The 8,074-nt window shown below is 72.1% G+C and carries 7 protein-coding genes and 2 pseudogenes; 2 read left to right on the forward strand and 7 right to left on the reverse strand.

All coding sequences use genetic code 11. The annotated features are described in order from the left end of the window. Positions 1–457, forward strand: a pseudogene (locus VF542_RS14275) (hypothetical protein); the annotation flags it as partial. Between the two features lie 242 nt (positions 458–699). Beyond that, positions 700–1,269 carry a M23 family metallopeptidase gene (locus tag VF542_RS14280; protein WP_408652372.1) on the forward strand — a complete coding sequence of 190 codons (570 nt, stop codon included), beginning with the start codon at positions 700–702 and terminating at the stop codon, positions 1,267–1,269. A gap of 96 nt (positions 1,270–1,365) precedes the next feature. Here VF542_RS14280 and VF542_RS14285 read toward each other — a convergent pair whose 3' ends face one another. The 7 genes and pseudogenes from VF542_RS14285 to VF542_RS14315 all read right to left on the reverse strand — a co-directional run. After that, the gene (locus VF542_RS14285; RefSeq protein ID WP_408652378.1) at positions 1,366–2,337 is read right to left on the reverse strand and encodes a tyrosine recombinase; all 972 of its coding nucleotides are present in this window, start codon (positions 2,335–2,337) and stop codon (positions 1,366–1,368) included. 212 nt (positions 2,338–2,549) lie between these two features. Further along, positions 2,550–2,885 carry a hypothetical protein gene (locus VF542_RS14290; RefSeq protein ID WP_408652373.1) on the reverse strand — a complete coding sequence of 112 codons (336 nt, stop codon included), beginning with the start codon at positions 2,883–2,885 and terminating at the stop codon, positions 2,550–2,552. 74 nt (positions 2,886–2,959) lie between these two features. Then, entirely contained in the window at positions 2,960–4,231 is a 1,272-nt protein-coding gene (dprA, locus tag VF542_RS14295) for a DNA-processing protein DprA (RefSeq protein WP_408652374.1), read from the reverse strand. Further along, positions 4,228–5,757, reverse strand: coding sequence for a YifB family Mg chelatase-like AAA ATPase (locus VF542_RS14300; protein WP_408652375.1), 1,530 nt, complete (start codon positions 5,755–5,757; stop codon positions 4,228–4,230). Before VF542_RS14300 ends, dprA begins: the two co-directional genes overlap by 4 nt. After that, on the reverse strand, positions 5,757–6,113 hold the full coding sequence (locus VF542_RS14305; RefSeq protein WP_408652376.1) for a YraN family protein: 357 nt from the start codon (positions 6,111–6,113) through the stop codon (positions 5,757–5,759). Before VF542_RS14305 ends, VF542_RS14300 begins: the two co-directional genes overlap by 1 nt. 174 nt (positions 6,114–6,287) lie before the next feature. Continuing rightward, positions 6,288–7,001 (reverse strand): hypothetical protein, encoded by a 714-nt coding sequence (locus VF542_RS14310; RefSeq protein ID WP_408652377.1) that lies wholly within the window; start codon positions 6,999–7,001, stop codon positions 6,288–6,290. 61 nt (positions 7,002–7,062) lie between these two features. Next, positions 7,063–8,074: pseudogene (locus VF542_RS14315) on the reverse strand (hypothetical protein); the annotation flags it as partial.

Here is an 8,074-nt window from a genome sequence, read left to right on the forward strand (position 1 = left end):
GGACCTCGGGGCGGCGGTGACCGGCACTCCTGGCGTCACCTACCGCAGCAGCACCGGTAGGTATGACGTGTTCGACAACGGCACCAACGGCAGCCTGTACCAGAACATCTACCAGAGCGGCGCCTGGTCGGGCTGGAACACCTTCGGCGACTTCCACAACGCCGGCTTCGCCGGTGGCGTGGAGGCCATGCTCGACGGCTCAGGCGTCATCCACCTGTTCGCCACCAAGACCGACCATCACCTGTGGCACGCCATCTATGCCAACGGCAGCTGGACCTGGCAGGACCTCGGCGCGGCGCTGACCGGCACTCCGGGGGTGACCTACCGGGCCAGCACCGGACGGTATGACGTGTTCGACAACGGCACCAACGGCCAGCTCTACCAGAACATCTACCAAGCCGGCACCTGGACCGGCTGGAACACCTTCGGCGACCCCACCCACAACCAAGGCTTCTGAGCAGCGGCAGTCTCTGCCGAAGCAGGCCGTCACGGCCGTCCCGTCCGGGGCAGTCGTGGCGGTCAGCGTCCATGGGCAGCTTCCCGGACGGCGCGGCTCACGGTCGGCCGGGTTGGTGCCGGTGAGCCACGCAGTGGTGTTGCCGGGCTTTGCGGTCGGCCGTGTTGTGGACGGAGGCGCGCGTTGTCCACAGTCTGGTCAGCACCCAGCTAACCGAGGGTGGCGGTGGGCAGGCTGCGGACATGCACCTACTGATTCCGGTCATCGCGTACGTAGTGCTGTTCGGCTCAGCGCCGGCAGCGACCGCCCCACCGGGCACCCGGCACGCTGCGGGGCACCAGCACTCCGTCGTCATGAACCCGGCTGAGCACCGAAGTCCGGCCGTACCAGGCGCGGCGAGCTACCGAGTTCCGATCGACACCGGCGCTATTCGGGTGCTGACTGCCTTCAGTCCACCGCGGACCCGTTACGGCAGGGGACATCTAGGGGTCGATCTCGCCGCCGCGCAGGGCGGTTCGGTGCTCGCCGCCGGCGCCGGAGTGGTCCGCTTCGCCGGGCCGGTGGCCGGCCGCGGGGTGGTGGTGCTGGTGCATCCCGACGGCATCAGCACCGAGTACGAGCCGGTGACCGTCGCCGTGGTGGCCGGTCAGCGAGTGGTAGCCGGCCAGCGGATCGGAACCGTACGCGGCGTCCACCGCGGTTGCGCGCCGGCGGGTTGCCTGCACTGGGGCGCTCGCCGCGGCGGTGCCTACCTGGACCCGCTGTCGTTGCTCCGGCCGCTGGGTGTGGTCCGGCTGCTGCCGTGGAACTGACAGCGCATCGGCTGGTTCTGCCGTGGAACACGAAGTGTGTCGAGTCGTTACTTCCGGCTTGGTGCGAGGTGCGTGGCGGCGGTGCGTCGGCGATGCTCAAGCCCGGGGATGGGCCTGTTCGAAGCTCCTGCGCAGCCGGTCGACCGAGACGTGGGTGTAGATCTGGGTGGTCGCCAGGCTGGCGTGCCCGAGCAGTTCCTGCACCGCCCGCAGGTCAGCGCCGCCGTCGAGCAGGTGCGTTGCCGCGCTGTGCCGCAGGCCGTGCGGCGAGAGTCCTGATCCGCCGACCACGCCGGCGGTGGCGGCATTGACCACCCGCCGGGCCGCCCGCTGGTCGAGCCGGCCGCCACGCCGGCCGAGCAGCAGCGCCTGGCCGGAGGCGGGAGTGGCCCGGGCCGGCCGGCCGTGGTCCAGCCACCGTTGCAGGGCGGCGTCGGCCGGAACCCCGTAGGGGACGGTGCGCTGCTTGTCACCCTTGCCGATCACCCGGAGGACCCGGCGGCCACGGTCGAGGTCGGTCAGGTCCAGGCCGACCAGCTCGGCGACCCGGATGCCGGTGCCGTAGAGCAGCTCCAGGACCAACCGGTCGCGCAGCTGCTCGGGCTCGTCGCCGCTGAGCGAGTCGACGGCCTGCTCCGCCTCGCCGGCCGACAGCACCGCGGGAATCGAGCGGTGCGGCCGCGGGCTGACCAGCAGCTCGGCGACGTCGGCGGTGAGCAGCTGGTTCTGAAAGGCCCAGGTGCTGAACGTCCGGGCCGCCGCTGCTCGTCTGGCCAGCGTGGTGCGCGAGGCGCCGGCCTGGTGCAGGTTCGCCAGCCAGCCGCGCAGCAACCGCAGGTCCAGAGCCCGCAGATCGGTCTCGCCGGTGGATCGCAGGTAGTGCAGCAGCTGGGTGATATCGCCCAGGTAGGCCTGCACGGTGTGGGCAGAGCGGTTGCGTTCCAGCCGCAGGAACCGTTCGAAATCGGCAAGCACCCCTTGCAGCCGCGGACCCAGCTCCTCCCGCAGCGCGGCCAGGTCGAGCCGCCGTCCGGTGCCGCGGCCAGCCCCGCCGGCAGGCGTGGCCATGCCGCTCCTGCCGGCAGCAGCTGCCCGGCCGTTCTTGCCGACGGCACCGGACCGCAGCGCGGTGCTGCCGGCCGGACGAGCCGCCCGCGCCGGTTCCGCGACAGCCGGCACGGCGGGATCGGGCGGGCTGGCGGGCATGGGCTGACAGTGCGCGCGGGCCGGCGGCTGCGTCAACTCGCCACGCTGGCCGGTCCGCAGCCGCCCGCAACTGCCTAATCCGGGTAGCCGGCCTCGTAGGAGACCCGGGAGGTGTCCACATACGCGGAGGTATAGACGGACGAGGTACCACCCCACGGCACCCATGCGCCATATATCGCGGTCGAACCGCAACCGCTGTACATGCTCGTACAGGTATAGGTCTTCACGCGGAACTGCGATCCGGCCTGCTGGGTCGGACAGGTCAGGCTGACCGAGTGATGATCGGCCGGGATCGTCTTCAGACACTGGCCGTAGGCAGCCGCGTTACCGGACGTCCACACCATGCCGGCGGCGGCCAGGAACAGGGTGGCGGCGGCTGTGCCAGCCGCCCGTGGCTTGGTACGTGGCATCGCAGGCCTCCGGTGGGGTCACGCCTCATGAGCCGATCGTGGGTATCGCGAGGATAGGGCATGGAAAACGTGATTCAGGTTATTGATGCCGTTGACCGTTCATTGCCGGCCAGCCGGTAGCCCTCGCGGGCAGCGGTGATCAGTCCGGCGCCCTGCAGCACCGGCAACGCCGCGATCACCTGGCCGATCGGCTGCCCGCTGAGTCGGGACAGCTCCGCCTCGGTGACGCTGCGCCCGCGACCGGGAAAGCCGTCGAGCACCGATCGGGCCACCAGGTCGAGGCTGTCGTACGCGCGCCGCGAGGACGGCGGCCCACCGGCCGTGGCGCCGGCAGCGCCGTCGTCCACCAGCTCGGCGGAACCGCAGTAGCTGAGCACCTCGGCCACGCTGGTCACCAGCCGAGCCGGGTCCTCCTCACGCTGGATCAGCCGGTGGCAACCGCTCGACATCGCCGAGGTGACCGGTCCTGGCACCGCCAGCACCGGGCGGCCGAGGTCGCGCGCGTAACCGGCACTGTTCAGGGCACCCGACCGATGAGCCGCCTCGACCACCAGGGTCGCGGTACCCAGCGCCGCGATCAGCCGGTTACGGCTGAGGAAACGCTGCCGGTGCGGGGCACTGCCCGGCGGCCGCTCGCTCACCAGCACGCCCTGCTCGGCGGTCCGGTCATACAGATGTCGATGCCCGCTGGGATAGGGCCGGTCCAGTCCGCCGGCCGACACCAGCACCGAGCTGCCACCGGCTGCCAGCGCACCGCGATGCGCCGCCGCGTCGATCCCGTAGGCACCTCCGGAGACCACCACCACGTCGCGCTGAGCCAGCCCGTAACTGAACTCCGACGCGATGTGCTCGCCGTAGGCGGTGGCCGCGCGGGAGCCGACCACCGCCACCGACCGGAGGCCCACCGTGGCCAGCGAAGCGCTGCCCCGGACCCACAGGGCCAGCGGCGGGATCAGCTCGCCACGCTGGGGCCGCACCCGTACGCCGGCCTGCCACTGCGCCACCCGCCGCTGTCCGGTCGCCTGCAGGGCGGCGAAGGCGAAATGCGGCCAGTTCGCGTCGGCCGGCGTCACCAGCCGGATTCCGTTGCGCTCCGCCGCGGCCAGATCAGCCTCCGGATCGGCAGTGGCCCGGCGCGCCTCGGTGCACGAGGCCACCTCGGCAGGCACCTCACCGGCCCGCACCGCGGCGGCGGCGGCCGGGTAGCCGCAGTGCTGGACGAACATCCACAGCGGTACCGACGCGGGCTCGGCGACCCGGCTGAGGTACGCCGCCGCCAGCTGATGCTCCTCCCCCGCTGAACCGGTTCCTCCGCCGCCATGTCCTGCCGGGCCTCTGCTGTTCATGCCGAGGTCACCGCCGCCCGCCCGGTCCGCAGCCAGATCGCCTCGGCCACTTCGGCCGAACCGGGACTTGCCAGTCCGGCCAGATCGGCCAGCGTCCAGGAAAGCTTCAGCACCCGGTCACAGCCCCTGGCACTCAGGCCGCCCCGCTCGATCTCGGCATCCAGCCGGGCCAGCGCCTGGCGCGGTGGCCGCCAGCCGCTGGAGCGCAGCACCGGGCCGGGAACCTCGGCGTTGGTGTTCCACCCGAACGCCCCCCACCGCGCGCGGGCCGCTGCCCGGGCGGCGGTCACCCGGCCAGCGACCGCAACGCTCGGTTCGCGGGCCTCCCGGTCCTGCATCAGCTCGGCCCGTGACACCGGGTCGATCGGGATCTGCAGGTCGATCCGGTCCAGCAGCGGGCCCGACAGCCGGCGCCGGTACCGGCGCCGGGCATCGGGAGTGCACGAGCAGTCGGTGTCCTTGGCCGCGCCGCACGGGCACGGGTTGGTGGCCATCACCAGCTGGAACCGGGCCGGATAGCTGACCGCGCCGCCGGTCCGGTGCAGCACGATCAGGCCCGATTCCAGCGGTTGGCGCAGCGAGTCCAGCACGGTCGGCTTGAACTCCGCGGCCTCGTCGAGCACCAGCACGCCCCGGTGGGCCAGCGAGGCAGCGCCTGGCCGGCCCAGCCCGGTGCCGCCGCCTACCAGGGCAGCCATCGAGGAGGTGTGATGCGGCGCCTGCAGCGGTGGCCGCCGCAGCAGGCCGGCACCGCCGGGCAGCACCCCGGCGACCGAATGGATCGCCGTCACCTCCAGCGCCTCGGCAGGTTCGAGCTCGGGGAGGATCGAGGGCAGCCGCTCGGCCAGCATGGTCTTGCCGGCTCCTGGCGCCCCCTCGAGCAGCAGGTGATGTGCCCCGGCGGCGGCAATCTCCAGGGCTCGCCGGGCAACCGGCTGACCGACCACGTCGGCGAGGTCCGGCAGCGGCGCCGCCGGATCCGGGTGACCGGCCGGAGCGCTGGGCAACGCCGCGCCACCGCGCAACGCCAGCACGATCTCGGCCAGCGACGACGCCACCAGCACGTCAATGCCTGTCACCAGTGCCGCCTCGGCGCAATTGCCGGGTGACACCACGACTGTCCGCACGCCCGCCTCGCGAGCGGCGAGCACCGCCGGCAGCGCGCCCCGGACCGGCCGCAGCCGGCCGTCGAGCCCCAGTTCGGCGAGCCATACCACTCCCGACACCGCCGCCGCGGGCACCTCCCCGGCCGCGGCCAGCACCGCCACGGCCAGCGCCACGTCGAACATCGAGCCGTACTTGCGGACGTCCGCGGGCAGCAAGGCCACCGTGATCCGCTTGTTCGGCCAGGTCAGCCCGGAGTTCAGCACCGCCGCCCTGATCCGGTCCCGGGATTCCAGCACCGAGACGTCCGGCAATCCGGTGAAGGTCAGGCCGGGCAGGCCGGCGGACAGATCGGCCTCCACCTCGATGAGCCGCCCGGACACCCCGGCCAGCGCGATCGACAGGGTTCCCGCCAGCGGCATCAGAACGCCGCCCGCAGGTGCCGGACCTGGGCCGGGCCGTGTGGTCCGCGCAGCACGGACACCACGTCGAACCGGACCGCCTCCCAGCCACCGGGATGCTCGGCCAGCCACTGGGCGGCCAGCAGCCGCAGCCGGCGCGACTTGGCCTCGTCCACCGCCTCGGCGGGCTCGCCGAAGGCCAGTGAGGACCGGGTCTTCACCTCGCAGATGACCAGCGTGCGGCCCTCAGCCGCGACGATGTCGATCTCGCCCCGGCTGCACCGCCAGTTGGTCTCGATCAGCCGGTGACCGCTGTCGGTCAGGCAGCGAGCGGCGATGGCCTCGCCGTAACGTCCGAGGGCGTCCTTGAAGTGCATGCAGCCGACCCTGCCGGGCCGCGGCGCGCCACGGCGCTCTCTACCAGGAATGTGGATAGCGACCGGCGTTGTGGACAGCACCCGGGCAACGGCGGGCCGCCGAGCTCCGGCCAGTAAGCAGCCACCTCCGAGTCGAACAGCCGGCGTCCCACCAGCAGGGCACGCACGCTGCTCTCACCCGTCCGCCTCCGGCTGGTGCCACACCCGGAGCTGGCCGATGGTGTGAAACCCCAGACTGAGCGGCCGGTCCAGCTCGGCAGCCTGCTCATAGCCGACCAGCGGCCGTTGTGGAAAGCAGTTCCCGACGGCATGGACCAGCCCCTGCCACGGGTCCTCGCCGAAGACGTTGGACACCCCGACCACCGGCCCGCTCAGGTTGGCGATCGCGCCCGCCACCGTCCGGCCCGCGCTGCGGACCGCCAGGAAGCGAATCGCTGGGTCCGCCAGCAACGACGGCGGGAACGTGCCGTCAGCGCCGTGGGCCGCCGTCCAGTCGAGCAGCTCGTGCGCCGAGCCGACGACCGTCCAGCGGAACCGATCGGCGGCAGCTACCGTCTCGCCCCGGGCCGGCGGGTTCAGCGTGATCCAGTGAGCATCGAACAGCGGCGTGAAGCCGTACGGCTCGAGGTCGAGATCAGCCCAGCTGTCCTTGACCGAACTCCCCCGGCCGGCTTCGACCGATCCGGCGACGGCCGCGAACGCCGCTCCCGGGCGCAGCGTGATGGCATCCGGATAGAACCTCGGGCTGCGCTGACGGGCGGCCCACCAGTCCGACTGCCAGGACGTCGGCACGCCGTGCGCACGGCAGACCGCGTCGCACCACGCGGCGTTGTTGTGCACGGCGGCCGTCAACCGCCTGGCGCGGGCATCCGAACCGATAGCGACCACCTGCCGAGACTCTGCCATCGGGGCCGGGACGGCAACCGAATTATCCGCACCGGCTGATTGCTCAGACGGCAGCCAGCGACCGGTCGGCGGCGAGCAGTTCGAGGACGCAGCGATGCGCGTCGGCGATCGGGCGGGAGTAGCAGCCCGGTGAGGGAACCAGGTTGTTGTAGAACGTGCTGCCCTCGCAGAGCGGGCCGAGTACCCAGATCCGGCGAGCCGCCTCACCGGTTGCGCTGATCGGATGTTGATCGCGGTCGACGTCGATGCCGGCCAGTGCCGGGTCGCCGGCCAGGCTGGCCCGGATCCGACCCTGCCGGAACAGCCCGTCCAGCAACGGGCTGGCTGAGGAGGCCACCGCCGGCAGGTCGCTTCGCCCGGCCACCAACCAGTCCGCCCGCGCGGCGTTCGGGTTTCTCAGATGCCGGGACTGGATCAGCCAGCCGCCGGCGGCCGAATCCCAAGCCGCCATCGGGTCCGGACCGAACGGCACCTGCGCGATGCCGGCGTCGAGCAGGGTCAGCAACTCCTGATGCCGTTCGAACTGCGGTCCGACCACGGCCCGGTTGAGCAGCGGGACGGTCTGCTGGAAGAACCGGCGACTGGACTCCTCGGTGAGGCCGCCGAAGTCCACCGCATACCGGAAGGTGTCTCGCAGCTGGCGTAGAACGTCCAGTGTTTGCTTGATGATGCTGCCCTGCAGGCCGAGTTCGCCCTCGGCCAGGTCCGCGGCAAGCTCGGCGGCCAGCCAGTCCTGATAGCCGGCCCGGTCGGTCAGCGGCATCGGCTCCGCACCGTCGAGCAGCTGTTCCGGCCGGAACGCACCCCACTCGCCGTCCAGCGCGTCGAGCAGTGCGGTCAATCCGAACGAACCGTCGGCCAGCGCCTCGGTCAGCCGCCGCTCGAGCCGCTCAGCCTCGGCCGGGCCGGCCGCCCTGGCCTGGGCGCGCCGGTAGGAGATGCGCATCTCCCCCAGTACCAGCGGCCACACCTGCCGGTCGAAGTCCAGTGGGCCACCGGTGTCAGCCCGCAGCCGGTCGATGCCGGGCGGAGTGAACAGCAGCGCCCGATAGGCC

The sequence above is a fragment of the Jatrophihabitans sp. genome (assembly GCF_036389215.1).
In the GTDB taxonomy this organism is placed as follows: domain Bacteria; phylum Actinomycetota; class Actinomycetes; order Mycobacteriales; family Jatrophihabitantaceae; genus Jatrophihabitans_A.

What these genes read in the sequence shown, in the direction of transcription:
- VF542_RS14290 (WP_408652373.1), bottom strand. Translation starts at nt 2,885, where the DNA reads ATGCCACGTACCAAGCCACGGGCGGCTGGCACAGCCGCCGCCACCCTG.
- dprA (WP_408652374.1), bottom strand. Translation starts at nt 4,231, where the DNA reads ATGAACAGCAGAGGCCCGGCAGGACATGGCGGCGGAGGAACCGGTTCA.
- VF542_RS14305 (WP_408652376.1), bottom strand. Translation starts at nt 6,113, where the DNA reads ATGCACTTCAAGGACGCCCTCGGACGTTACGGCGAGGCCATCGCCGCT.
- VF542_RS14285 (WP_408652378.1), bottom strand. Translation starts at nt 2,337, where the DNA reads ATGGCCACGCCTGCCGGCGGGGCTGGCCGCGGCACCGGACGGCGGCTC.
- VF542_RS14300 (WP_408652375.1), bottom strand. Translation starts at nt 5,757, where the DNA reads ATGCCGCTGGCGGGAACCCTGTCGATCGCGCTGGCCGGGGTGTCCGGG.
- VF542_RS14280 (WP_408652372.1), top strand. Translation starts at nt 700, where the DNA reads ATGCACCTACTGATTCCGGTCATCGCGTACGTAGTGCTGTTCGGCTCA.